This window comes from Hymenobacter ruber (genome assembly GCF_054783255.1).
This window is the reverse complement of the sequence record NZ_BAAGQX010000002.1, coordinates 1,104,238-1,129,470: the sequence shown is the minus strand read 5'-3', so window position 1 is coordinate 1,129,470 and position 25,233 is coordinate 1,104,238. Positions and strand designations below refer to the sequence as shown.

The following is a 25,233-nucleotide window of genomic DNA, read 5'->3' as shown; positions in this document are numbered from 1 at the left end:
GTCTTTGGCTCAGAGACGGCGCAGCACCACGCGGCGGTTGCGGGGGCGCTGGGCCGGGTCGGCGTTGTCGGCCACGGGCTGGGTGCCGCCATAGCCCACCGGCTGAAGCTGGGCCGTGCCCACACCGTGAGCCGTGAGATAGAGGCACACGGCCTCGGCCCGCTGCTGCGAAAGCTGGCGGTTGAGCTCAGCGTTGCCCACGTTGTCGGTGTGGCCCTGCACCTCAAAGCGCAGCTCCGGCCGGATGCGCAGGGTGCCGGCCAGCGCATCCAGTGCCGTGCGCACAGGCGGCAACAACACGGCCTTGCCCTGGTCGAAATACAGCTCCGGCAACGTCACCGTGCCGCCTACGGCTAGGTCGGTCAGCGAAGCCCCGCTGCCCGAATCGGCCAGCACCAGTGTTGGAGCCGCAACTGGTGCTGGAACTGCTATTGCCTCGCTGCTGCCAACGGAAGCGGCCGGTTTTGGCAAGAGAGCGGGGCTGCGAACCGGCTTGGGCACCACCGCGGCCGGGCGGACCGGTACCACAGGTGGCGGCGTAGGAATGACGCGGGCCGGTCTCGATTTCGGTGGCCGAACTACTGGCGTGGGGGCCGCCGTGCCGGTGGCGGCCGGTGGCGGGTTGCGGCTGAACAGGTAGCTGGTCGGAATTGGCGCTACCTTCGGCGTTTCGGCTAGTTTGCCCCAGAAGTTGCGCCACGATGCAGTCGGCGGTTGTAGGGGTACGTCGGGCCGCTCCCAAGTGATGAAAATGCGGGTATCCAGGCCATACTGGCAGTAGTCAACCCGCAGGTGGTACGGCTCGCCGGCCCGCAGCTCCGCCGTAGCGGTGTAGTCGCTCAGGGGCTGTCCGCGCCATTCGTTCAGCAGCTGCCGGTCGTTCAGCCACAGCCGGACCCCGTCGTCTACGGTAACATGAAAAACGTATTTGCCGCTGGCCGGTGGCACCAGCCAGCCCGTCCAGCGCACCGAGAACTGCTCGGCGGGCATCCCCGGTGCGGGCGGCTGGTGGCCCCAGTTGAAATTGATGGTCGCATCGCGACGAGTCAGGACATACTTCTCGAAATTATTCCCTTCGTAGTAGTCGCCTCTGATACCGTCACCGGAAGGCAGGGGCGCTTGGGCCAGCGCAGGTACACCCGGCAATACCAATCCAATAAGCAATAGCAGCCCAAGCCGCCGGTTGTGTTCGCCAGCCATGCTGCAATAACGGCAATCCCGACGCCTTTAGTATTGGCTTTCCGCTTCGATAACCCGCTGCCGGCTGCCTACTTAAACTCGTTGCCGCAATGGAAGCAATGGAACCGGTTGCCGCGCACCGGAAACCGCAGCAGCACCGACAGCAGCCCCGACCAGAACCCGTAGGTATTGCGCGTGGCCGGCCCATACGCCACATCCGACGACCCGCAGCGCGGGCAGCGCGGCGTTACCGGGTCGGGCGCGTCGGCCTCGAAAGAAGCCACGTCCGGGCCGGTAGGCCGGGGCTCAGGCTCGGTGTGCAGGATGTCGAGCGCAGCCTGTGCGTCGCTCTGCCGCACGTGCAGCCGCACGCCCCCCGTGATGGGGCTATACAGCGGCAGCAGCCCCACCAGATTCTCATTGCTCAAAAAGCACGGAATGCCCGCCGCCTCCAACCGCGTGCGGGCCAGGTTGGCCGCCATCGGCTCGTAAAACGATTCGAGAAAAACGACGGAATCGGGGCTAGACACGGAGAGGGAATTTGTTTAATGGCCAGCTAAAGAACGTCATGCTGAGCGCAGCCGAAGCATCTCTACTGCAGTAGTAAATGAATTACTTGCGTAGTAGAGATGCTTCAGCTGCGCTCAGCATGACGTTACATTGTCCAAGCTCTACTTCGGCTGCTTGCGGGTGGCGGCGTCGATGCCGTTCACGGCGTGGCCGGCTTGCAGGCTCACGAACTCGGCCTGGCGGGCGCGGACGCGCACTTCGTCGCGGGCGGGCATGTCCATGCGGACTTGTTTCAGCTGGTCGTTCAGGCGCTGGTACACGGCGCGGGCATAGTCCCAGTCGCGGTCGGTCCAGGTGGCGCGCTGGGTGCGGGTTTCGCGCACCAGCTGGCCGTAGGCGGCCGGCAGGTCCTGGGGCGTGAGGGAGTTAATCTGGCCGTTGTAAGGACCCATCAGCTTGGCTTCCATGGCCAGCTGCTGGCGTGGGTCGAGGGGCCGGGCGCGGCGGGCGCGGTTGCTGGCATCGTAGGTGGCCGTGGCTTTGCCAATGCGGGCCAGCTTGCCGGCGGCGGTGCGGGCCACGGTGTCCAGTTCGCGGCCAGCATTGCGGGCTACTTCACGGCGCTCATTGGGCGTCGAGTCGCAGCCGGTAAGCAGCAGCGCGGCCAGGAGTACGCCGCCAAGTTTCAGGCCCGCCGGCCGATTACACAATTCACCATTCATAGCACAAACACAGTAAGTAGGTTGCAAATAACGGCCGCTCCGGTCGCTTGTGCCCTGTACTGCTATGCCCGCCGGAAGGTTAGCATAGGCAGGCTGTGGTACGAAAGAACGGTCTAAAACAACTCAGCTGCCACGCGCCGGATGCTTTCCGACTTGCCCATGCTGTAGTAGTGCAGGCAGGGCACGCCGTGGGCCATGAGTTCGCGGCTCTGGTTGAGGCACCACTCGATGCCGATGGCGCGGGCGGCCTCATTGTCGCGGCACTGGCTGACGGCTTCCACCAACGGCTCGGGCAGGTTGAGGAAAAAAGCTCTTGGCAGCATGGTGAGCTGGCTTTTGGTGGTCAGCGGTTTCAGGCCGGGGATGATGGGCACGGTGATGCCCGCGTCGCGGCACTTCTGCTCGAATTTGAAAAACTCCTCATTGTCGAAGAACATCTGGGTCACGATGTAGTCGGCCCCGCGGTCCACTTTGTGCTTCAAAAACTTAATATCGGAAGCGTAGTTGGGCGCTTCAAAGTGTTTTTCGGGGTAGCCGGCCGTGCCGATGCAGAAGTTGGTGGCCCAGGTATCGTCCTGTTCCTCATCCAGGTACTCGCCCTTGTTCAGGTTGGCTACCTGGCCGATGAGGTCGCAGGCGTAGGCGTGCCCGTCGGGCTCGGGCTTGAAGTGGCCTTCGGATTTGATGGGGTCGCCGCGCAGAGCCAGAATGGAATCGATGCCCAGAAAGTGCAGGTCAATCAGCGCGTTTTCGGTTTCTTCTTTTGTGAAGCCGCCGCAAATGAGGTGGGGCACGGTGTCCACGTCGAAGCGGTTTTTGATGGCCGCGCAAATGCCCACGGTGCCGGGGCGGCGGCGCACGGTTTTCTTCTCCAGCAGGCCGTTGGGATGGTGGCGGTACACGTACTCTTCGCGGTGATAGGTCACGTCGATGAACGGCGGCTTGAACTCCATCAGCGGCTCGATATTGGAGAAGAGCGTGTGGATGTTTTCGCCCTTTTTGGGCGGCAGCACCTCAAACGAGAAGAGGGTTTTGCCGTTGGCCTGGGCGAGGTGGTCGGTAACTTTCATGGATAGTAGCGCGGACTTTTAGTCCGCGCCTGGAAGCGTGAGGTCGGTAATTCAGGAGTCGTTCAGGCGCGGACTAAAAGTCCGCGCTACTTCTTCGGCTCATAGTTCAGGTTGGGCATCAGCCAGCGCTCCAGCTCGGCCAGCGGCATATGCTTGCGCTGCGCGATGTCAGCCACTTGGTCTACGCCAATGCGGCCGAGTCCGAAGTAGCGCGAATCCGGATGCGCGTAGTACATCCCGCTCACCGATGAAGCCGGGTACATGGCTAAGTTTTCGGTGAGGGAAATGCCGGTTTTGCCTTCCGCATCCAGCAGTTGGAAGAGGGTGATTTTCTCGGTGTGGTCGGGGCAGCCGGGGTAGCCGGGGGCCGGGCGCACGCCGCGGTACTTCTCCTGAATGAGGTCGTCGCCTGAGAGGTGCTCGTCGGGCGCGTAGCCCCAGAACTCGCGGCGCACCCGCTCGTGCAGGCGCTCGGCGAAGGCTTCGGCCAGGCGGTCGGCCAGCGCCTTCACCATGATGCTGGAGTAATCGTCGTGGTCGGCGTCGTACTGCTCAATCAGCTTTTCGATGCCGATGCCGGCCGTCACGGCGAAACCGCCCAGGTAGTCGGCGCGGCCGGTTTCCTTCGGCGCGAGGAAATCGGAGAAGGCGAGGTTGGGGATTTTCGGACCCTTTTCGCCCTGCTGGCGCAACGTGAAAAACTCGGTAGCTACCGTCTCGCGCGTGTCGTCGGCGTAGATTTCGATGGTGTCGTAATCCTTGGTATTGGCCGGCCAGAAGCCCAGCACGGCGCGGGCGGTGAGCAGATTGCCATCAATGATTTGGGCGAGCATAGTCTGCGCGTCTTCAAACAATTTGGTGGCCGCTTCGCCCAGGTTTTCGTCTTCGAGGATGCGCGGGTAGCGGCCCTTCAGCTCCCAGGTGTGGAAGAAGGGCGTCCAGTCGATGTATTGGGCCAGCTCGGCGAGGTCGTAGTCTTCGAGCACTTTGGTGCCGAGGAAGCTGGGCTTAGTAATTGAAACCGTGTTCCAGTCCGATTTGAAGCCATTTTCACGGGCGACTTCAATGGTCAGGTAGTTCTTCTCGCGCTGGCGGCTGGCGTAGTCGGCGCGCAGGGCGGCGTAATCGTCGGCCACGGTCTGCGCATAGGCTTTTTCACCCGAGCCGAGCAGGCCCGCCGCCACGCCTACACTGCGCGAGGCATCGTTGACGTGTACTACCGCGCCGCTATAGGAGGGCGCGATTTTCACGGCCGTGTGCAGGCGCGAGGTGGTAGCGCCACCGATGAGCAGCGGCACTTTCATACCGCGCTTTTCCATGGCCTGGGCCACGTACACCATCTCATCAAGGCTAGGGGTGATGAGGCCGGAGAGGCCAATAACGTCCACGTTTTGCGCTTGCGCTTCGTCGAGAATCTTTTCCAGCGGCACCATCACGCCAAGGTCCACGATATCGAAGTTGTTGCAGGCCAGCACCACGCCCACGATGTTCTTGCCGATGTCGTGCACGTCGCCTTTCACCGTCGCCATCAGGATTTTGCCGGCCGTCTGGCGGTCCGAGCCCTGCTTGTCGGCCAGCAGGTATGGCTCCAGATAGGCCACGGCTTTCTTCATCACGCGGGCCGATTTCACCACCTGCGGCAGGAACATTTTGCCGGCTCCAAACAGGTCGCCCACCACGTTCATGCCGGCCATTAGCGGGCCTTCAATCACATCCAGCGGGCGGGCCAGCTCCTGGCGGGCGGCCTCGGTGTCTTCGTCAATAAATTCGGTGATGCCCTTCACCAGCGCGTGCGACAGGCGCTCCTGCACCGGCAGGCTGCGCCACTCGTCGGCTTTTACTTCAGCCTTGTCCTTCTGCTTCACCGTGTCGGCAAATTCTACGAGGCGCTCGGTGGCGTCGGCGCGGCGGTTCAGGAGCACGTCTTCGGCCAGCTCCAGCAGGTGGGGTTCGATTTCATCGTACACGCCGAGCTGGCCGGGGTTTACGATGCCCATGTCCAGGCCGGCTTTGATAGCGTGGTAGAGGAAGGCCGTGTGCATGGCCTCGCGCACCACGTCGTTGCCGCGGAACGAGAAGCTGATGTTGCTGATGCCGCCACTGGTAAGCGCGCCGGGCAGGTTGGCCTTAATCCAACGCACGGCTTCGATGAAGTCGAGGGCGTAGTTGCGGTGCTCGTCCATGCCCGTGCCCACGGTCAGGATATTGGGGTCGAAAATGATGTCGGATGGGTCGAAGCCCACTTCCTTCACCAAAATATCGTAGCTACGCTGGCAGATTTCAATGCGGCGTTCCAGTGAGTCGGCCTGGCCGTTTTCGTCGAAGGCCATCACCACCACAGCAGCCCCGTACTGGCGCACCGTGTGGGCGCGCTCGCGGAAGGCCTCTTCGCCTTCTTTCAGCGAAATCGAGTTCACGATGCTCTTGCCCTGCACGCATTTCAGGCCGGCTTCGAGCACGCTCCACTTCGAGGAATCAATCATGACGGGCACCCGCGCAATGTCGGGCTCCGAGGCAATGAGGTGCAGAAAAGTCGTCATCACTTGCTCCGAATCGAGCATGCCCTCGTCCATGTTGATGTCGAGCACCTGCGCGCCTTCTTCCACCTGCAGGCGGGCCACGGCCAGGGCTTCTTCATAAGCACCCGTGCGGATGAGGCGGGCGAAGGCGCGCGAGCCGGTCACGTTGCAGCGCTCGCCCACGTTCACGAATAGGCTTTCCTCTTTGATGGTAAACGGCTCCAGACCGCTTAGGCGCGTGGAGGGAATCTGCTCGGTGGGCAGCTGGCGGGGCTGGTATTTCTCGGCCAGCTTGCTCAATTCGGCGATGTGCTGGGGCGTGGTGCCGCAACAGCCGCCCACCACCGTCACGATGCCTTCCTTCAAGTATTCTTCCACCAGCGCGGCAAATTCCTGGGCCGATTCGTCGTAGCCGCCGAAGGCGTTGGGCAGGCCGGCGTTGGGGTAGGCCGAAATATGCACGTCGGAAATGCGGCTCAGCTCCTGCACGTACTGGCGGAGCTGGTCGGCCCCGAGGGCGCAGTTCAGGCCCACGCTCAGCAGCGGCAGGTGGCGGATGCTGTTCCAGAAAGCCTCCACCGTCTGGCCGCTAAGGGTGCGGCCCGAGGCGTCGGTGATGGTGCCCGAAATCATGACGGGCACCACGCGGCCACCTTCGTCGAAGAACTTCTGCACCGCATAAAGTGCGGCTTTGGCGTTCAGCGTGTCGAAGATGGTTTCGATGAGTAGCGTATCCACGCCGCCATCCACGAGGCCGCGCACTTGCTCCAGATAGGCGGTGGCCAGCTCATCAAAGGTCACGGCGCGGAAGCCGGGACGGTTGACGTCGGGCGAAAGCGAGGCGGTACGGTTGGTGGGGCCCACGGCGCCGGCCACGAAGCGCGGGCGCTCGGGCGTGGCGTACTCGTCGGCAGCCTCGCGGGCCAGGCGGGCCGACTCGTAGTTCAGCTCATACACCACGTGCTCCAGGCCGTAGTCGGCCTGCGCGATGGTGGTGCCTGAGAAGGTGTTGGTTTCCACCATATCGGCCCCGGCGGCGAAATATTCGGCGTGGATTCCTTTGATAATATCAGGCCGGGTGAGGCTCAGCAGGTCGTTGTTGCCGCGCAGGGGCTTGGGGTGGTCGGCGAAGCGGGTGCCGCGAAAATCCTCTTCGGTCAGCGGGTGGCGCTGAATCATAGTGCCCATCGCGCCGTCGAGAATCAACAGGCGCTGGCGGAGCAGTTCGGGAAGAGGAGAGGGGGCGGCGAGGGTGGCAGTGGACATTTCTTTCGGATTCGGTATAGCAGCGTACAAGCGCGTATCCAGAAAGAAACCCGTGCGGGGAAGCACAGTTCCGGCTGTCATCTTCTTTCACCAAAAACGGCGGTGAAACGGGAGTTGGCACCTACTCGCGGTAGGTTGCCAAGACGTCATCGGGCCCGTTCCCTCGGTCTTTCTGGATAGCAGCGTAGGGCGAAGATACAACGGAATGGGGCTTGTAGCGCAAGCGGAAGCAGGGGCTATAAAAGTCCCACCGGGCCGGCTGCGCAGTACCGGGCCAGGAAGGCGGCGGCGGGCACAACAGGCGGGTGGCTGGCTTTTCGCCGATGGTGCGCTGCGGTATCGATTTGCCAAACCGCGTCGTTACTTGTTCTCAACCACGAGCATTTGCCTCCCCTGTATGAACGAACGAATCCGCATCCGCGAGCAGAAAACTTTGTCCGACGACTGGTTTACCCTGCGCAAAATCACCTTCGACTACCAACGCAAAAACGGTACCTGGGAAACCCAGTCGCGCGAGGCCTACGACCGGGGCAACGGGGCGGTAATCCTGCTCCACGACCCCGCCACCGACCACGTCATCCTCACCCGGCAGTTCCGCCTGCCCACCTTCGTGAACGGCAACCCCACGGGCATGCTCATCGAAGCCTGCGCCGGCCTGCTCGATGATGACCACCCGGACACGGCCATCATCCGCGAAACGGAGGAGGAAACCGGCTACCGCCTCACCCACGTCGAGAAGGTGATGGAGGCCTACATGAGCCCCGGTTCGGTCACGGAGCGCCTGTTTTTTTACCTGGCCGAATACTCGGCGGCCACCGAGCAGCACGCCGGTGGCGGCATTGAGGAAGAGGAAATCGAAGTGCTCGAAATGCCCCTGCAAGCAGCTCTTGCCATGGTGAAAACCGGCGAAATCCAGGACGGCAAGACCATTATGCTGCTGCAACACCTGCGGCTGCGGCAGCTGCTGGCGTAGGGCGGAAGCCCAGGTTTTTAGGTCTTTGGAAGCCAGTCGACCGGAGGTGCCATGCCGAGCACAAGCTAAATCATGTGCTACAACCTACAGCCCCCACGCCGGCCACACGCTGCCTGCCGCAAACACGGCCGGCTCCGGCGGCAGCTCCAGAAACGCGGTGGCCCCTACCAGTCCCAGCATGTCGCCGGAGCCGCCCACGCGGAGCGGGGTGGCCAGGCGGCGGCCCTCCGCGTTCACGGTCAGGCGCACGGGCACGAAGTGCGTGAGCTGGGGCTTGAAGGTGATATCGACCGTGAGCACGGCCGGCAGCGGAGCTTCAATAACAGCATTTTCGGCCGCGCCTTCGGGCTGCTGCACGGCGCGCAGCCAAGGCCGCACGTAGCGGCAGGCCGTGATGAAGGTGGACACCGGATTGCCGGGCAGCCCGAACACCACCGGCCCGCCGGCCCGCGCCCCAAACCAGAGCGGCTTGCCGGGCCGCTGCTGCACTTCGTGGAAGATTTCTTCAACGTGCAGTTCACGCAGCAGGCCCGGCAGGTGGTCGGCGCGGCCCTTGCTCACGGCTCCGCTCAGCACCACGGCATCAAAGCCCGCCGCCAGAATATTGGTAAGGCCCACGCGCAGCTCTTCCACGTTATCGGAGAGGTGAAACAGCGAAACATCGGCCCCGTCCTGGGTAAATAGCGCTTGCAGGGCATACACATTGGAGCGCCGAATCTGGTGCGCCAGCGGCGTAGCGCCGATGCCCACCAGCTCGTCGCCGGTGCTCACCACGGCCACGCGGGCGTTGCGCAGCACGGCTATTTCGGCCGCGCCCACGGTGGCGGCCACGGCCAGCTCGGCGGGGCCGAGGCGCGTGCCGGGGCATAGCAGGGCATCGCCGGCGCGGCGGTCGGCGGCTTGGTGGTGGATGTTGACGCCGGGCGCATCGGGCGGCGGAATCTGGATGCGGGCGCGGTTGTCGTGCAGCAAAATGTCCTCGTAGCGCACCACCACATCGGCCCCGGCGGGCAGCACCGCGCCGGTCATCACCTCCACGGCCTGCCGCGGGCTGGGTAGCGGGCGGGCGGGCTCGCCGGCGTATTGGGTGTGGGCGAGGTCGAATTCCGTCTGGCCGCCCGCCCACGCCGCGTGGCTCACCGCAATGCCGTCCATCGCCACGCGGTTGAAGGGTGGGAAGTCGCGGTCGGCCACGAGGGTTTCGGCCAAGATGCGGCCGGCGGCGTGGGGCAGGGCCACGGTTTCAGCGGGCAGCGGGCGGGCGGTGGCGAGGACGCGGGCGGTGGCTTCGGCGGGGGTGAGCATGGGAGGGAGTTAAGCGTTAAATACGAACGTCATGCAGAGCGCAGCGAAGCATCTTTACCTCAATACTAATCCAATCGCAAGGATTTACTACTGCGGTAAAGATGCTTCGCTGCGCTCTGCATGACGTTCTGGGGATGACGTTCTGCCAGCACAGCCGCCCTACGGAATCAGCCGGTCTTCGCGCAGCTTCGCAAATAAATCAAAGAACGAGTCCTCCGTGCTCTGAAACACGGTGAAGCCGCGCTTGCGGCTATTGGCCATATCGGTCATCACCTCAATGGGCCGGCCCAGGTCCAAATCCGTGTGCCAGGGCGAGGCCAGGCGGCTCAAATCAGCCTCGGCCAGTCCATTCTTCGTGGCGATTTCGCGCCACAGTTCGGCATCGCCGGCCATTTCGGCTTCGAGCGGGTGAATGCTGCCATCGAAGCCCACGGCCTCCACGCCGAACCACCCGGCCAGGCGGCCCCACAGCTGGCTCCAGCGGAAAACGTCGCCGTTCACCACGTTGTAAGCTTCGTTGCGGGCGGCCTCGGTGGTGGCGGCCCACACCAATTGCTTGGCGATAACGCGGGCATCGGTCACGTCCGACAGCCCGTCCCACTGCGCCTGCGAACCGGGCCAGCGGAAGGGCCGCCCCGTGGCCTTGCAAATGCTGGCGTACACGGCCAGCGTGGTGCCCAGGTTCATCAGATTTCCCACCGCCTTGCCGATAATGGTGTGCGGCCGGTGGATGCTCCAGGTGAAGCCGTCGCGCTCGGCCGCGGCGTACACCTCGTCTTCCTGGGCGTAGTAAAAGTTGTCGAGCGCCAGGCGGGGTTGCGACTCGCGCAGGGGCGTAGGCGGAGCCACGCCGCCGCTCACATAGGCCTCAAACGGCCCCAGGTAATGCTTCAGGCCCGTTACCAGCGCCACGTGCTGCACGGTATGCTTGGGGCCGAGGACGGCCAGCAGGTTGCGCACCATGGCGCTGTTCACGCGGATGTTCTCGGCTTCGGTGTCGTTGCGCATCCAGCTGGTGATGAACACGTGCGTGGGCCGAATGTCGGCCAGGGCGGCTTCCAGACTGGCCACGTCCATCAGGTCGGCAGCCACGGGCTGCAGGCCGGCAATGCTGGTGTCGGGGCGACGGGCCAGGCCGTAGGTCGTCCAGTTATTAGCCAGCAGTTCCTGGGCCAGGTTGCTGCCGATGATGCCGCTGGCACCCACTACTAATGCGGTATTGGTCATGATAAAAATCGGGGTGGATGGAGGCGGCGCGGATTGGTCTGCGCGGCGGGTTTGCCGGGGGCGTTTTGGCCCGGTGCTGGGTAGAAAACGGGTAGCGGACCCAATAGTTTGCGCCGAAACAAAGGGCCGTAGCGCGAACTTTTAGTTCGCGCCCCCGCAAGCCAACCGGCGGTGCGAAAACGCGAACTAAAACTTCGCGCTACTTTCAACGCCCATTCGCACGTCTCTACACCTTATGCTGACCAAGAATTTCACCCACGTCAACGCCGCCAACCAGCCCACGATGGTGGATGTGGGGGCCAAAACGCCCACCCGCCGCGTGGCCCGCGCCCACTGCCGCGTGGTGCTGGGCGAGGAATTGCTGAGCCGCGTGCAGGCCGGCGAAATGCCCTCGCACAAAGGCCCGGTCATCCACACAGCCATCCTAGCGGGCATCATGGGGGCCAAAAAAACGGCCGACCTCATTCCCCTCTGCCACCCGCTGGGGCTGGATGATTGCAGCATCACCATCGAGCCCGATGGCCCCGATGCCCTGCGCGTGGTGTGCACCGCCGTGGTCACGGGCCGCACCGGCGTGGAGATGGAGGCCCTGACCGGGGCCACCGTGGCCGCCCTCACCATCTACGACATGTGCAAGGCGTTTTCGCACGACATTTCCATCGAAGGCGTGCAGCTCATCGAGAAAACCGGCGGCAAAAAAGATTTCCATCGCGCCGAAAATTCGTAAATTCCGACATGGATAGTCTACCAAACTCAACCGTGAAGCGGGCCAAGCACGCCGCCCTGGCCCGGCCCGACGTGGGCGAATTCGGCCGGCACGAGCTGGCCATTCTGGGCGCACCCTGCGGCGATATTCAGACGCTGGTGGCCCGACTGCTGCCGCATTTGGCCCCGCAGCTGCGCGTGGCCTACGTGGATGCCGACCACGCCGCCGGCGACGCGGCCGCCGCCGAAGAAACAGCAGGTGCCGTTGCTAAGCCGGTGCCTTACGTGGCCGATAATGGCCTCTCGGCTGAGCTGGTTGATAAAATCACCTATCGCCAGCTCAACCTGACGCGGGCGCTGGACAAGTTCTCGCAGCCCGAGCTGCTGGCCCACGAAAGCGTGGTGCTGGTGAACGGCAACCACTTCCGTGCCCGCCAGCAGGTCGTCATCGTCGACCCGCGCAAGCCGCTCGATAAGAAGCTCGACCGCCTCACCGATGTGCGCCTCATCCTCCTCGCCGAAGGCCAGACCGAGCTGCCCGCCGTGCTGCTGGAGCACCTCAGTGCCGCCCCGCTGCCGCCCGTGCTGCCGCTGGCTGACACGGCCAAAATAGCAGCCTTCATCCGGCAGTGGTACCAGCTGGCGGTGCCCGTGCTGCGCGGCCTCGTGCTGGCCGGCGGCCGCAGCGAGCGCATGCAAACCGACAAAGGCGCCCTGCACTACCACGGCCTCGACCAGCGCCAGCACACCGCCGCGCTGCTGGCCGAATTTTGCCCCGACGTGCGCGTATCCGTGCGCCCCGACCAGGCCGCCGACTTGCCCGCCGGCCTCACCGCCCTGCCCGATACCTTCCTGAACCTCGGCCCGCTGGGTGGCATCCTGTCCGCCTTCCAGGCCGACCCCAACGCGGCTTGGCTGGTGCTGGCCTGCGACCTGCCCTTCCTCACCCGCGACACGCTGGAATACCTGGTGACCAACCGGCAGCCGGCGCGGATGGCCACCTCCTTCCGCAGCCCGTGGGACGAGTTTCCGGAGCCGCTGGTCAGCATCTGGGAGCCACGCAGCTACGGGCAGCTATTGCGGTTTCTGAGCCTGGGCTACTCCTGCCCGCGCAAGGCGCTGATTAATTCCGACATCGAGCTGCTGGCTCCGCCCGCGCCCGCTGAACTGCGCAATGTGAACACGCCCGCCGAGCGCGCCGCCGCCACGCAGGAGCTAAGTCGCTAGTCTGCCAAACCGGCCTGCTGCCCGAAATAACCGCCCGCCCGGCGGTTATTTTTTTGCCCTATTGCTCAGACTATTATTTGGACAATGGGCGTTAGGGCCGCATGCTGGCACGTTTTTGAAGGATGAGCCCGCGACACGTCTTATCAATTAACCCTATTTCATCATGAAAAAGACTGCAATTGTAGCTGCCGCGCTTCTGGCCACGGCCGCTGTTTCTTCGGCTCAGGCCCAGAGCATCCGCCTCGGCCTGCGCGCCGGAGCCAACTACTCCAACCTGGCCGGCAACCTGAAAAACCAAGACACCTATAACAACAAATTCGGCTTTCTAGGGGGCGTGATGCTCAACGTGCCGCTGATTGAGGATGGTTTCCTGTCGCTCCAGCCCGAAGTGCTGTATTCGCAGAAGGGTTTCGAGAACAAGCCCACCGAATACACCGGCCTGCTCGGGGCCAAGCAGCAGCGCGAAGGCAAGGTGAACTACAACTACCTCGACGTGCCGGTGCTGCTGAAAGTGCGCGCCTCGGGTCTCATCTTCGAGGCTGGCCCGCAGTATTCATACCTGCTGAGCGCTAACAACCAGACCAAAACTACGACTACGCCCGCCCTGGGCGGCGCGCCTACCACCACCGAAACCCAAAACAAAACAGACGTAAGCGGCCTCAATCGCAACGAGCTGGGCTACTTAGCCGGCGTGGGCTACGAAGCCGAAAACGGCCTCAGCCTGAGCCTACGCTACACTGGTGCCTTTAGCGACTTCGTGAAATCCGACACCTACTTCGACGGCGACCTGAAAAACGCCCGTCACTCGGCGTTTCAGCTTTCGCTGGGATATCTGATTCCGAGCAAGTAGCGGCCGGTAGTTTGCGCTTGTCATCCTGAACGCAGTGAAGGACCTTATCACGTTGAGACAATTTGCTCAGTCGTGATAAGGTCCTTCACTACGTTCAGGATGACAGAAGTTGCTCAACCTTACGGGTGCGCCGCCACCCATTCGGTACCGTCCTCATATTCCTCGCGCTTCCAGATAGTCACCACCTGCTTCAGCGTGTCGATGATGAATTGACAGGCAGCGAAGCTCTCGGCGCGGTGCGGCGTGGCCACCGCCACCACCACGGCCACGTCGCCGAGCTCCAACGTGCCTTTGCGGTGCACCACGGCCACTTCCTGCAGCATGGGCCACTTCTCGTAAGCCTGCGCCACTACGTGGCCCAACTGCGTGAGGGCCATGCTGTCGTAGGACTCGTAGTGCAGGCGGCGCACCGGCCGCCCGCCTGACTGGTTGCGCACCGTACCGATAAAAGAGTTGACTGCCCCGGCGGTGTCGGTTTGCACGGCCGCGAGGGCGCCGGCAATGTCAATAGGCTGGTCGGTAATTGATAGGGTAGGGGTCATGCAGGCAGTAGCGCAAACTTTTAGTCCGCGAGTCAGAATATTCAGAATTGTGCGATTTACACGCGGACTAAAAGTCCGCGCTACATCAGCCGCCGGCTACGGGCGGGATGAGGGCAATTTCGTCCGTCGTGTGCAGCGGGTGGTCGTTGGCGGCGTATTCGTTGTTTACGGCTACGGCACAGCTGCGCAGGTCGCCCAGGGCAGGGTATTGGCGGCGCATTTCGGCCAGCAGCTCGCCCACTGTGGTGGGGGCGGGGGCCGGCAGTTCGATGACGGATGTGCCCACAATCTCGCGGGTGATGCCGAAGAGGGCGACTTTTAATGACATATCTTTCGACGTAAATTTTGGGGCGAAACCCGGCCGCTGACCGCGCCTGGGGCTGTGGGCTGAACACCTTTCCGCCGTCCGGGGTTTACCACAAGCCGGCTGTCTTACGTACAGCCGGGCAAAATTGGTGATAAACGTGCTTCCATCTATCTTCGCCCCGGCCACGCCGGCCGTTACGCCCCTCTTCGACCAGCACGGCCGCCCGCTGGAATACCTGCGCCTGGCCGTGACGGACCGCTGCAACCTGCGCTGCTTCTACTGCATGCCCGAAGAAGGCATCAAGTACATGCCCAAGCACGAGCTGCTGAGCTACGAGGAAATGCTGCGCCTGACGGGCCTGCTGGCCGGCCTGGGCGTGCGCAAGGTGCGCCTCACCGGCGGCGAGCCCTTCGTGCGGCGCGACCTAGTGCCTTTCATGGAGCGCCTGGCCCAGCTGCCGGGCATCGACGATATTAGCTTGACGACCAACGGCGTGCTCACTGCGCCGCACGTGCCCGCTCTGGCCCGCCTGGGCGTGAAGGCCGTGAACCTCAGCCTCGATACGCTGGACCGGGAACGGTTCTTCCAAATAACGCGGCGCGACGAGTTGCCCAAGGTGCTGGAAACCTTCCACGCCCTGCTCGATGCCGGTATTCAGGTGAAAATCAACGCTGTGGTGATGGACGGCCAGAACATCGACGCCCTCATCCCATTGGCCGCCCTCAGCCGCGACCTGCCCGTCGACGTGCGCTTTATCGAAGAAATGCCCTTCAACGGCGGCAGCCATGAAGCTGGCCCCGCCTCGCTGCCCTGGAACCACGTCCGCATCCGCCAGCACCTGGAGGACCATTTCGGCGCGCTCACGCCGGTGAGCATGGCGGCCGGGGCCACGGCTTCGGAATACACCATAGCGGGGCACCGGGGCACGGTGGGTATCATCGCGGCCTACTCGCGCACCTTCTGCGGCACCTGCAACCGCCTGCGCCTCACAGCCGAGGGCGGCATCAAAACCTGCCTCTACGACCAGGGCGTACTCGACACCCGCGCTCTGCTGCGCGGCGGCAAATCCGACGAGGAAATCGTGGCCGCGCTGTCGGCCGCTTTCCGCCACCGGGCCGCCAACGGCTTCGAGGCCGAGCGGCAGCGGCCCTTGCACCAGCTCAGCTTCGAGAGCATGGCTACCATTGGGGGATAATGTTGCTTGGTTGCGCTTAATGGCAATATTTCTAGCTGATTAGGTAGCCGCGTGAAGTCGGAAACGTTTGCTGAGCCGCAGGCATCTCTTTTCCAAAACAAGCAACTTCGCCGCGCTGGCCGGCGTTGCGACAGCTTGTAATTTGCCGAAACCGGAGCCCCGGTGCCGGCCGATTGCCGACCAGATTATTGGATTATGGATATGATTTCGCTGCCGCCGGCCGCCGGCTATATTTCCCGCAAAACCCACCGCCTGGCTGTGGGGGCGCTGTTTTTTTTGTTGGGTTTGTGCTTTGCCAGCTGGGCCTCGCGTATTCCGAGCGTGCAGCAAAAAATGGGCATTTCGGAGGCGGCGCTGGGCGGCGTGCTGCTGGCAATTCCGCTGGGGCAGCTGCTGTCGCTGCCGTTGGCTGGATGGCTGGTGGCCAAGCACGGCAGCCGCCGCGTGGTGCTGTCGGGCGTGGTGCTCTACGCTACGGCGCTGCTGGGGCTGGGCTGGGCCGGCAGTCTCTGGCAGCTGCTGCCCTGCCTGATTGTGTTTGGCGTGGGCGGCAACCTCACCAATATCGCGGTGAATACCCAGGCCGTGGGCGTGGAGCGGCTGTACCAGCACAAGCCCATCATGGCCTCGTTTCACGGGTTGTGGAGCCTGGCGGGGTTTGTGGCGGCGGCCGTGGGCTCGTTCATGATTGGGCACGCGGTGCCGCCGGGCGTGCATTTCATCTTTGTTTCCCTGTTTATCCTCACCGGGCTGGCCGTGTGCGCGGGCTATACCGTGCGCGAAGACAGCGGCGTCGACCCCGACCAGCCCATCTTCGTGAAGCCTGATAAGGAACTGCTCGGTCTGGGGGCCATTGCCTTTTGCGCGCTCATTTGCGAGGGGGCCATGTTCGACTGGAGCGGGGTGTATTTCAAGAAGGTTATTCAGGCCGATAAGGACTGGGTGGGGGCGGGCTACACGGCCTTCATGAGCACGATGGCGGCCGGCCGCTTCGGAGCCGACTGGCTGGCTCATCGCCTCGGTTCGAAGCGGGTGATTCAGCTCAGCGGCCTGCTCACCGCCACTGGTTTGAGCATTGCCGTGGCCTGGCCCATGCTGCCCACGGCGTTGCTGGGCTTTCTGCTGGTGGGCTTTGGCACGTCGGCGGTGGTGCCGCTGGTGTACTCGGCGGCGGGCAAGTCCACGCATATGTCGGCGGGCATGGCGCTGGCGGCGGTGTCCACCATTGGCTTCTTCGGGTTTCTGCTGGGGCCGCCGATTATCGGTTTTATCGCCGGGGCCACGAGTTTGCGGGTGTCGTTTGCGCTGATTGCCTTTATGGGATTGTGCGTGTCGGCGGTGGCGAGCCGGGTGCGGGTGTAGGTTTGGGGAAGTGGAGGGGAAGGAGCGAAGGGGGCATTTTCCTTATCTCATTCTCAAACATCCCATGCCGGACAATCCTCAATCCGTCATCAAATACACCTAAGACGCCATGCCCGTCGAGCAGGTGGCCGACCAGGTCTCGCGCCGCCCCATCACCGGCGATAAGATGATGCTGGCTGGCCGGCAAGAATTGCTGCCAAAAAAAGCGCCCCCGTTACTAACGGGGGCGCTTTTTTTGGCAGCAAAAGCCGTTTTTTATTGCACCTGCAGGCGAGCCGAAAGCGTGCCGCTGCGCACCAAGTAGAGCCCTGGCGCCAGCCCATCCAGGTCCAGTGACTCGGGCGATGCTTGCTGTCGAATTACCCGGCCGGTCAGGTCCAGGAGTTGCACGGCTGCGGTAGCTCCCAGCACCTGCACATGGTGTTGGGCAGGGTTGGGCACTAGCGTTAGGCGCATTGGGATGTCGGCCGACGAAGCGCAGCTGCTCGTAACCACGGGTGAGTAAGCAGCTGTACCGTCGAAGTCGACCGAGCGCAGGCGGTAATAGGCCAAGCCGGGGGCGCGCTCATCGGTGATGGTGTAGGTACCGCCCTTGTCCGAACTGCCGAGCCCGTCTACAAACCCTATCGAGCCAAAGGTTTCACCGTTTAGCGAGCGCTGCACGTCAAAGCCTTTATTATTCTTTTCGAGGGCAGTGTGCCAAGTCAGCAGCGTATTTGCGCCGTTGCACTGCGCCTTAAAATCGACCAGTTCCACGGGCAGCGGCAGCGCGCTCGCGGTGGTGCCGTTGATGCGGTAGCTGATGGCATCAACCGTTAGGTTGGCAGTTGCAAAGTCGAGGTCGCCGTCGCCATCGAGGTCGCCCAGCGCTACGCTTCGGGGGCCAAAGCTATTGCCGTTTCCTGCCAGATTAGTGACGCTTGGTGCCGTAAAGCCGTTGTTGGCGGCGTTCCGGAATAGCGTACTCACGGTTCGGCCGTCGCCGTCGCCGTAGTTCGCCGCCATAATGTCCAGCTGCCCGTCGCCATTCTGGTCACCCAATGCCACACTGATGGGTTCGCTGCCATTGCCCAGTCCGATAGAAGTTCGTCCGCTCGTGGGAAACCCACCGCCTGTGCTGAAGGTGCCGGGACCGGAAATGGCGCTCTGAAGAATGGTGACGTTGTCGGCGTCCCGGTTGGCCGTCACAATGTCCAGTTTGCCGTCGCTGTTCATATCGCCCAAGGCCACGCTATAAGGAGAGGTGCCTACCGGCACGATGACCTCTTCGTCGCCAAAATCGAAGGCTGCCGGCGACGTACCCATGTTCCGGTAAATGCCCACGGTGTTAGGCCCGTAATTAGCCGTCACGATGTCCAGTTTGCCGTCGCCGTCCAGGTCGCCCAATGCCACGTCGTAGCGCACACTGTTGCCAATGGTAAAGTCTACTTCGGGCGCAAAACTGCTCGCCGTCAGCGCGCCGCTTGATGCGGGCATGCCGTTAGCCGCAAGCGTGGCCGATGAAAAGATTACGTTGCGCAGCAGGCTGACGGTGGCCGTGTTGTTGCCGTCATACGTCATCGCCACGATGTCCAGGTCGCCGTCGCCGTCGAGGTCGCCCAGGGCCAGGCCGTAAGCGCTGTCGGCAACGTTGTATTGCTGGCTGGCGGCAAAGCTGACTGTGCCAGTTGCAGTGCCGGTATTACGAAATACGCTCACGTTGCCCGTACCGGCGTTGGCCGTCACAATGTCCAGCCTGCCGTCGCCGTCCATATCGCCCACTTCCACGGCGTAGGCAATGGCATTATTCGGCAGGGCGAGAACGGTGCGGGCCGCAAATGTCGGAGCGGCCGGCGAGCCGCTGTTGCCGAGATTGCGAAAGACGCTGACGCTGAGTTGGCTCGCCACAATGAGGTCCAGCCGACCATCACCGTCCACATCGCCCATGGTTACTCCCCGCGGGTTGGTGCCCACGTCAGCATTCTGGGTGCCGGCAAAGGTGCCGTTGCCCGTGCCGTTGTTTTGGGCGGCCACCGTAAACTGATACACTTGCGCATTGTTGCTGGCCTGGCCCAGGGAGTTGCTCACCACCGTATTGGGCACGCTCACGCTCACCACCTCACCTGCTTTGAAATATCGATTCGGAACAAGCGTGGCCGTATTGCCATTGATAACCGGGGGCTTTTTCAACGTCAGTGCCCCCCCGTACTGGTTGCTGAAGAGGCTGACATCTGTCATAGCTGCGGCAGTCATGGCCGCGTTGAAGGAGAGTGCCACCGAGCTGGCTCGGTCAACGGCCAGCTTGTTGCGCGTTGGCACGAGGGTAGCCAGCGCAAAAGGCGTTGAAGTACCCACGGTAAAAGCCGAAGTCGTAAACTGATTGGCCCCGGAAAAAGTGGTCGAGTTTGGCTGCAGGTTATCGGCCACCACCACGCCATCTATCAATACCTGCAGCTTCTGCACGTTGGTGCCGTTGAAATTGCGTTGGGCAGTGTAGAAACGCACGCGGTAAGTGCCGGTGCCCAGCGTCAGGGTCTGCTGTAGTTGGCCAGTGCCTTGCACAAAAGCCACCTGACTTCCCTGAGGCGGCGTTGCGGGCGAAAAGCCGGTTCCCTGCGCGGCAATGCCCGCTCCGCCGCTAAAAGTCCAGCTGGCACCGGTGGCCAGGTAGCCGTAGGTGCCACGGGCCAAAGGGTCCGAATTCTCGAAGCTGGCGTTGGCTATTGCCCCTGAAATGACCGTATTCCCCGTAGTGCCGCTAAGAATTTGTACCTGGTCGATGAAGGCTGTATTGTCGCCTGCGCTAACAAGTCCTTTAAAAGTAAGCACAGGGTTTGTGGCGCTGGCAGAAAGCGAACCAGTCAGTAACGTAATTAAAGTGATTATGCGAAGATGTAAAGCTGTTATCATGTGTAAAAGGTAAAATGATTATTGTTTAAGTAAAATTATAGAATTGTAGAATGAAATAAAATTATTTAATGATAAAAAATAACTTTATAATGTATTTACTGTTGATAATATTTTGATAATAAGTACAGATAATATTGCAATGCTTCAGCTTATAAAATCATATGGATAACTGTATGGATTAATTGATTGGAAAAATCCCTCTCGCAGATTTACCGTTCTATACAAAACGCTTCATTCCCCTTTCCTTGACCGAAACCCTCACCCACCGCCAGAAGATGCTCACCTTCGCCGGCATTCTGCTGGCCATGTTCCTGGGCTCCCTCGACCAGACCATTGTGAGCACGGCGCTGCCGCGCATCGTGGCCGATTTGCACGGGCTCGACCGGTTTACGTGGGTGGCCACGGCCTATCTGGTGGCCAGCACGGCGCTAGTGCCCATCTACGGCAAGCTGGCCGATATGTACTCGCGGCGCACCATCGAGATTGTGGCTGTGAGCGTGTTTCTGGTGGGTTCGGGGCTGTGCGGGCTGGCGGGCGAGTTTGGGACGCTGCCCGTGCTGGGCGATGGCATGACGCAGCTGGTGGTGTTTCGGGCCATTCAGGGGTTTGGCGGGGCGGGGCTGTTTGCCATGGCCTTCATCATTATTGCCGACCTTTTCGCGCCGGCCGAACGGGGGCGCTACCAGGGCTTTACGGGGGCGGTGTTTGGCACGTCGTCGGTGCTCGGGCCGCTGCTGGGCGGGTTTCTCACCGATAAGGGCACCGACCTAATTCCCGGCGTGGCGGGCTGGCGGCTGGTGTTCTACGTGAACCTGCCGCTAGGCCTGCTAGCGCTCTGGTTCATCATCGCCCAGATGCCGCCGCTGCGCCCGCGCACCGAACCCAAGCCGTTCGACTTCGTCTCGGCCGCGCTGCTGATGGCCGGATTGGGGCCGCTGGTGGTGGCGTTGCAGCTCAACCGGGCGCTGTACCCGTGGGCCGGCGCGCTCACGCTGGGGCTGCTGGCCGGGGCGGGCGTGGCGCTGGGGCTGTTTGTGGTGCGCAGCCTGCGGCACGAGAACCCCATTCTTAATTTCGGTTTGTTCAAAAACCCGGTGTTCCGCACGGCCAATGCGGCGCTGTTCTGCATGGGCGGCGCCTTTCTGGGCGTTATTATTTTCGAGCCGCTGTTTATGGTGAACGTGCTGGGCGAGTCGGCCACGCGGGCGGGGGCCAGCCTCATGCCGCTGTCGCTGGGCGTGGTCACGGGCTCGCTGCTGGCCGGCCAGATGGTGTCGCGCTTCGGCCACTACAAGCGCTGGATGCTGGGCGGCCTCGTGCTGCTGCTCGTCGGCCTGAGCTTGCTGGCCACCATGCCGCCCACGGTGCAATACTATCAGGTGCTCGTTTACCTGGCCGTCTGCGGCCTGGGCCTGGGGCCGACGATGCCGCTCTACACCCTGGCCATCCAAAACGCCACCGTGCCCGCGCTTATGGGCCAGGCCACCTCGGCCAGCCAGTTTTTTCGGCAGATTGGCGGGGCGCTGGCCGCTTCGGCGCTGGGGGCGGTGCTCACCTTCACGCTGGCCCACAGCCTGCCCGCCGCCGCGCAAACCACTGCCGCCCGCCCGGCCGTGGTAGCGGAAGGCCCGGTCGTGCCCGCCACCACGGCCGGCGCGTCCGACCCGGCGGTGCGGGCGGCCTTCGCCACGGCCATCCGGCGGGTGTATATGGTGGATATTCTGCTGGTGGTGGGCGGCCTGCTGCTCACGCTGCTGGTGCCGGAGCTGCCGCTGCGCAGGGACAATGAAACGGTGCCCGTGGCAGTGGAGTAGGGGCGGGGCGGCACAAAGAAGCCTGTCATCCTGAGCGCAGCGAAGGACCTTATCGCCGCTGAACGAAAGCCGTTCTAGCGTGATAAGGTCCTTCGCTGCGCTCAGGATGACGGGAAAAACTCGTAACCCGCCCCGCGTCTCGTACCTTCGCCGCGTTGGTTCTCGGTTTGATTTCCTTCAATCAGCGGACGGTTTTTCACTCGGGCTTCGGCCGGGGTAAAGATTAAAAGGGAATCGGGTGCAACTCCCGAACAGACGCGCTACTGTGAGTTTCCCGGCCTAATCAGGGCCGGAGCCGGTGGCCCCACATCAAGCCCATTGGCCCGCTGAACCCGGGCCGAGAAGGGCGGGGCCCACCCGAAACAAGTCAGGAGACCTGCCGGCCGCCGAGTGATGCTGCCCTCGCGCTTTGGGGCTGGCATCGGCGGTGCCGTGCCGCTGTGCCTCGGGCGCGGCCGGGGTGGCGTGCGGCCGGTGGCTGGCTTTCTCAGAACGGGGCTTGAACGCAAGCGGAGGCCGTTTATCACCTCTTATCCCCATTGCTCATGCTCCTGGCCGACCGCATTGCCCGCGCCGAAACGCGCATCTTCAAAGCCGTATTTCCCAACACCACCAACCACTACGACACCCTGTTCGGCGGCACCACGCTGCTGCTCATGGACGAGGTGGCCTTCATCGCCGCCACCCGCTTCTCGCGCCTGAAAATGGTGACCGTGTCCTCCGAGCGGGTCGATTTCACGCACCCCATTCCCGGCGGCTCCCTGGTGGAGTTGGTGGCCAACATTGAGCACGTGGGCCGAACCAGCCTCAAAGTGCGCGTGGAGTTATTCGTGGAGCAGATGTATTCCGACGACCGCCACAAGGCCGTCACCGGCCTGTTCACCTTCGTGGCCGTGGACGAGCACAAGCAGCCCGTGCGCATTCTGGCCGAGCAACCACTGGCCTTACCAACGCTGGTAACGCCACCTTTGGACTTGTAGTCAGCCTTGCCAATACTCGCGGTGGGGCCGTAGCGGCTAGTGCTTGCCCAGCCCCACCCAGCCGCGTTGCATGGCGTAGTAGATAGCCGTGCCCACAATCAGACCCACCAGGTAGCCATACGGCAGCCCAGCGCAGAGCAGGCCCACCAGCAACGACACCAGTAAATCGGCGCGGCTGCCGCTCACATCGCGCAACAGCGTGGCCAATGATAGCGCCTCAAACAGCAGCAGCACCCCCAGCACCGGCAGCGGAAAAATCTGCACCACCTCGGCAAAGCCCTGGCTGAAAAACAGCCCCATCACCAGAAAAATACCGCCATAAATGACCACCGAGCCGCCCGTGCGCGCTCCAAACGCATAGTGGCCCACCATGCCACCCGAGCCGTGGCACACCGGAAAGCCGCCAAAAAACGGGTTCACGAGGTTCATCAGCGCGTAGGTGAAGCTGATTTTTTTGATGGTGAGCGGCTCCCGCTCCGGGAATAAATCGCGCGCCACCTGCTTGGTGGCCAGAATGGAATTGCCGAGTGAGAGCGGAATCTGGGGCAGGGCCAACAGCACCGCGCCGGTCAGGATATCCTGCGATTGGGGCAGGTGCCAGGTGGGCAGGTGCAGCCCCACGGCCCGCTGCGCCGTAGCCAAATCGAGCTTGAACACCAGCGCATACACCACGCCCAGCGCGATGACGATGAGCGCCGCCGGCCAGCGCCGGTTGCCAAACAGCACCACCGTGACGGTAAAGGCCGCCGCCGCCAGCGCGTAGCCCGCCGCGCCATCCGAGCCCACGTACTTGGTGAGGGCCAGCGTGGCCAGCTGCAAGGCCAGCCCAAACTGGATGCCGCGCACCACGGCCTTGGGCACCAGCCGCGCCAGCGCATCAATCAGCCCGGTTATCGACAGGAAAAACATGCTGACGCCAATGGCCAGCCCCCCGCCAAAAATCACTCGCCCCGGAATTTTCTGGGCGATAACCAGCGCCGCAAAGGCCTTGAGCGGCTGCACCGGCATGGGCATCCGGTACCACAGCCCGGTAAAAACCTGCATCAATCCGAACAGAATCAGCACGCTCGCGCTGTCGATGCCCGACGCGGCAATGACCCCGATGAGCAGCGGCAAGTCGGTGCCCAGGTCGCCAAATGCGCCGGCCAGCTCGTTGCGGTCGAAGCGGATGGGCGGGCGGGTAGGGGCGGGCGGCGAAAGCGTGGGCTGCATGAGGACAAAGGTCGGGTGAAGTAGCGCGGACTTTGTAGTCCGCGAGTTCGACGGTTGGACTCGCGGACTACAAAGTCCGCGCTACTGTGGGGCGGCTTTCTCGGCCACTTCGCCCAGGTACTCGCCGCTCGTCAGGCCGCGCCGGAACCGCAACGGCCGCAGCCGCTTGCCCAGCGCTTCTACGGCCATTTCGTGGTCGAGGGCGTCCTCCGTATGGGCCAGGAACACGGTGGCCACGCCGTTGCCAATAAAGTTGGTGATGCTGCGCGCCTCCGACATAAACCTATCCACGCCCAGCAGCAGGGCCAGGCCCTCCACCGGAATCACCTTCATGGCCGTGAGCGTGCTGGCCAGCACCACAAAGCCGCTGCCCGCCACGCCCGCCGCGCCCTTGCTCGTTACCATCAGAATGCCCATCATGGTCAGAATCTGCGCCCCCGAAAGCTCGATGTGAAACACCTGGGCCAGGAACAAAGTCGAGAGCGACAGATAAATCGTGGTGCCATCGAGGTTGAAGGAGTAGCCCGTGGGCACCACCAGCCCCACCACCGGCTGGGCGCAGCCCATGCCCTCCAGCTTTTCCATCAGCCCTGGCAGGCCGGCTTCGGAGGAGGACGTGCCCAGCACAATCAGCAATTCGGCTTTGATGTATTTCAGAAACGACCACATGCCGATGCGGCAGTAGCGCAGAATGGCCCCGAGCACCAGAAACACGAACAAGCCCATGGTCAGATAAACCGTCACCATGAGCTTGCCAAGCGGCAGCAGCGTGGCAATGCCGTACTTCCCAATGGTGAAAGCCATGCCCCCAAACGCCCCAATTGGCGCGAGCATCATCACCAGATGCAGCCCCCGAAACACGTATTTCGAGCACTCCTTCAGGAAGTGAATGATGGGCTTGCGGCCCGCGTACTTGCTCAGGATAATGCCTATTACAATGGCCACGATGAGCACCTGCAAGGTCAGGTTATCAGCCAGAAAATGGCCCCAGGAAAACTCTGTGGCCCGTTTCGTGAACTCGCCTACCTTCCCGGTATCCAATTTGCCGGTGCTCACGCCTGCGCCCGGCCGCACCAGCGCCGCCACGCCCACGCCAATGAGCAGCGCCAGCGTCGTCACGATTTCAAAGTACAGCAGCGCCTTGCCCCCGATGCGCCCCACCTTCTTCAAATCCCCCATCGTGCTAATGCCAAGCGTGATGGTGAGGAAGATAATCGGGTTGATGAACAGCTTCACCACGTTGATGAACTGCTTGCCCAGCGGCTCCATCTGCACGGCGGTAGCAGGCTGGAAATGGCCCAGCAGCGCCCCGGCCACAATGGCCAGCAGCACCCAAAAGGTGAGGTTGCGGGTGAGGCGTTTGAGTGTCATAGGCAGCG

20 protein-coding genes and 2 riboswitches are annotated in these 25,233 nt (G+C 62.8%); of the genes, 8 read left to right on the top strand and 12 right to left on the bottom strand.

Translation table 11 applies throughout. The features are described 5' to 3' along the window. Positions 1–9: 9 nt before the first annotated feature. The 5 genes from ACYVM5_RS05430 to metH all read right to left on the bottom strand — a co-directional run bounded on the left by ACYVM5_RS05430 (position 10) and on the right by metH (position 7,266). On the bottom strand, positions 10–1,200 hold the full coding sequence (locus ACYVM5_RS05430; protein WP_460617117.1) for a PA14 domain-containing protein: 1,191 nt from the start codon (positions 1,198–1,200) through the stop codon (positions 10–12). Between the two features lie 68 nt (positions 1,201–1,268). Beyond that, positions 1,269–1,709, bottom strand: coding sequence for a putative signal transducing protein (locus ACYVM5_RS05425; RefSeq protein ID WP_460617116.1), 441 nt, complete (start codon positions 1,707–1,709; stop codon positions 1,269–1,271). Positions 1,710–1,850: 141 nt separating this feature from the next. Next, positions 1,851–2,411 carry a hypothetical protein gene (locus ACYVM5_RS05420; RefSeq protein WP_460617115.1) on the bottom strand — a complete coding sequence of 187 codons (561 nt, stop codon included), beginning with the start codon at positions 2,409–2,411 and terminating at the stop codon, positions 1,851–1,853. 113 nt (positions 2,412–2,524) lie between these two features. Then, positions 2,525–3,481, bottom strand: a complete 957-nt coding sequence (gene metF, locus ACYVM5_RS05415; RefSeq protein WP_460617114.1) for a methylenetetrahydrofolate reductase — start codon at positions 3,479–3,481, stop codon at positions 2,525–2,527. 86 nt (positions 3,482–3,567) lie between these two features. Continuing rightward, on the bottom strand, positions 3,568–7,266 hold the full coding sequence (metH, locus tag ACYVM5_RS05410) for a methionine synthase (RefSeq protein WP_460617113.1): 3,699 nt from the start codon (positions 7,264–7,266) through the stop codon (positions 3,568–3,570). Positions 7,267–7,340: 74 nt separating this feature from the next. Beyond that, positions 7,341–7,449, bottom strand: a riboswitch (SAM riboswitch). A 214-nt stretch (positions 7,450–7,663) separates the two neighbouring features. On the opposite strand from metH, the gene nudK reads away from it, so the two are divergent. Continuing rightward, positions 7,664–8,239 (top strand): NUDIX hydrolase, encoded by a 576-nt coding sequence (nudK, locus tag ACYVM5_RS05405; protein ID WP_460617112.1) that lies wholly within the window; start codon positions 7,664–7,666, stop codon positions 8,237–8,239. A gap of 84 nt (positions 8,240–8,323) precedes the next feature. Here nudK and ACYVM5_RS05400 read toward each other — a convergent pair whose 3' ends face one another. Both ACYVM5_RS05400 and ACYVM5_RS05395 read right to left on the bottom strand, forming a co-directional pair. Then, positions 8,324–9,544 (bottom strand): molybdopterin molybdotransferase MoeA, encoded by a 1,221-nt coding sequence (locus ACYVM5_RS05400; protein WP_460617111.1) that lies wholly within the window; start codon positions 9,542–9,544, stop codon positions 8,324–8,326. Between the two features lie 159 nt (positions 9,545–9,703). Beyond that, a complete protein-coding gene (locus tag ACYVM5_RS05395; RefSeq protein WP_460617110.1) occupies positions 9,704–10,771 on the bottom strand; it encodes an SDR family oxidoreductase in 1,068 nt (355 codons plus the stop codon). 235 nt (positions 10,772–11,006) lie between these two features. On the opposite strand from ACYVM5_RS05395, the gene moaC reads away from it, so the two are divergent. The 3 genes from moaC (at position 11,007) to ACYVM5_RS05380 (ending at position 13,553) form a co-directional block, all read left to right on the top strand. After that, entirely contained in the window at positions 11,007–11,498 is a 492-nt protein-coding gene (gene moaC, locus ACYVM5_RS05390; protein WP_460617109.1) for a cyclic pyranopterin monophosphate synthase, read from the top strand. 8 nt (positions 11,499–11,506) lie between these two features. Further along, on the top strand, positions 11,507–12,703 hold the full coding sequence (locus ACYVM5_RS05385; protein WP_460617108.1) for an NTP transferase domain-containing protein: 1,197 nt from the start codon (positions 11,507–11,509) through the stop codon (positions 12,701–12,703). A 163-nt stretch (positions 12,704–12,866) separates the two neighbouring features. Beyond that, the gene (locus ACYVM5_RS05380) at positions 12,867–13,553 is read left to right on the top strand and encodes a porin family protein (protein WP_460617107.1); all 687 of its coding nucleotides are present in this window, start codon (positions 12,867–12,869) and stop codon (positions 13,551–13,553) included. Positions 13,554–13,672: 119 nt separating this feature from the next. Here the strand turns inward: ACYVM5_RS05380 and ACYVM5_RS05375 are convergent, their stop codons facing one another. Both ACYVM5_RS05375 and ACYVM5_RS05370 read right to left on the bottom strand, forming a co-directional pair. Next, positions 13,673–14,095 carry a molybdenum cofactor biosynthesis protein MoaE gene (locus tag ACYVM5_RS05375; RefSeq protein WP_460617106.1) on the bottom strand — a complete coding sequence of 141 codons (423 nt, stop codon included), beginning with the start codon at positions 14,093–14,095 and terminating at the stop codon, positions 13,673–13,675. Between the two features lie 85 nt (positions 14,096–14,180). Continuing rightward, a complete protein-coding gene (locus tag ACYVM5_RS05370) occupies positions 14,181–14,423 on the bottom strand; it encodes a MoaD/ThiS family protein (RefSeq protein WP_460617105.1) in 243 nt (80 codons plus the stop codon). A 136-nt stretch (positions 14,424–14,559) separates the two neighbouring features. Between ACYVM5_RS05370 and moaA the strand changes: the two genes are divergently transcribed. Continuing rightward, a complete protein-coding gene (gene moaA, locus ACYVM5_RS05365) occupies positions 14,560–15,597 on the top strand; it encodes a GTP 3',8-cyclase MoaA (RefSeq protein WP_460617104.1) in 1,038 nt (345 codons plus the stop codon). A 201-nt stretch (positions 15,598–15,798) separates the two neighbouring features. Continuing rightward, entirely contained in the window at positions 15,799–16,959 is a 1,161-nt protein-coding gene (locus ACYVM5_RS05360; RefSeq protein WP_460617103.1) for an MFS transporter, read from the top strand. A gap of 255 nt (positions 16,960–17,214) precedes the next feature. On the opposite strand, the gene ACYVM5_RS05355 is transcribed toward ACYVM5_RS05360, so the two are convergent. After that, positions 17,215–19,767 (bottom strand): FG-GAP-like repeat-containing protein, encoded by a 2,553-nt coding sequence (locus ACYVM5_RS05355; protein ID WP_460617102.1) that lies wholly within the window; start codon positions 19,765–19,767, stop codon positions 17,215–17,217. Positions 19,768–20,093: 326 nt separating this feature from the next. Between ACYVM5_RS05355 and ACYVM5_RS05350 the strand changes: the two genes are divergently transcribed. Next, positions 20,094–21,662, top strand: a complete 1,569-nt coding sequence (locus tag ACYVM5_RS05350; RefSeq protein ID WP_460617101.1) for an MDR family MFS transporter — start codon at positions 20,094–20,096, stop codon at positions 21,660–21,662. A 172-nt stretch (positions 21,663–21,834) separates the two neighbouring features. Next, positions 21,835–22,060: riboswitch (cobalamin riboswitch) on the top strand. A 147-nt stretch (positions 22,061–22,207) separates the two neighbouring features. After that, positions 22,208–22,642 carry an acyl-CoA thioesterase gene (locus tag ACYVM5_RS05345; RefSeq protein WP_460617100.1) on the top strand — a complete coding sequence of 145 codons (435 nt, stop codon included), beginning with the start codon at positions 22,208–22,210 and terminating at the stop codon, positions 22,640–22,642. Between the two features lie 36 nt (positions 22,643–22,678). Here the strand turns inward: ACYVM5_RS05345 and ACYVM5_RS05340 are convergent, their stop codons facing one another. Continuing rightward, on the bottom strand, positions 22,679–23,854 hold the full coding sequence (locus tag ACYVM5_RS05340) for a putative sulfate/molybdate transporter (protein WP_460617099.1): 1,176 nt from the start codon (positions 23,852–23,854) through the stop codon (positions 22,679–22,681). 81 nt (positions 23,855–23,935) lie between these two features. Then, positions 23,936–25,225: a cation:dicarboxylase symporter family transporter gene (locus tag ACYVM5_RS05335; protein ID WP_460617098.1), complete on the bottom strand. Its 1,290-nt coding sequence runs from the start codon at positions 25,223–25,225 to the stop codon at positions 23,936–23,938. Positions 25,226–25,233 lie beyond the last annotated feature (8 nt).